At 58.4% G+C, this 250-nt stretch carries 1 tRNA gene; it reads right to left on the bottom strand.

What is annotated here, in order from left to right:
• Positions 1–2: 2 nt before the first annotated feature.
• Positions 3–76, bottom strand: a tRNA-Asp gene (locus AAEZ03_RS28355).
• Positions 77–250: the final 174 nt, after the last annotated feature.

Below are 250 nucleotides of genomic sequence, written 5' to 3'. Positions count from 1 at the left end.
GGCGCAGCGGACGGGACTCGAACCCGCGACCCCCGGCGTGACAGGCCGGTATTCTAACCGACTGAACTACCGCTGCGTATCGCTCGGACTTGCGTCCGTTTGAATCTTTTAAACCTTTGATCGAGAAGCTTCGGTGCTTTTCAATCGCAAGCCAGGCTAACCTGACTTGTACAAATATGGCGCAGCGGACGGGACTCGAACCCGCGACCCCCGGCGTGACAGGCCGGTATTCTAACCGACTGAACTACCG

The sequence above is a fragment of the Pseudomonas sp. HY2-MNA-CIBAN-0224 genome (assembly GCF_040310285.1).
Classification (GTDB): Bacteria; Pseudomonadota; Gammaproteobacteria; order Pseudomonadales; family Pseudomonadaceae; genus Aquipseudomonas; species Aquipseudomonas helleri.
The sequence above is the reverse complement of the archived record's forward strand: the minus strand, read 5'-3'. Positions and strand labels throughout refer to the sequence as shown.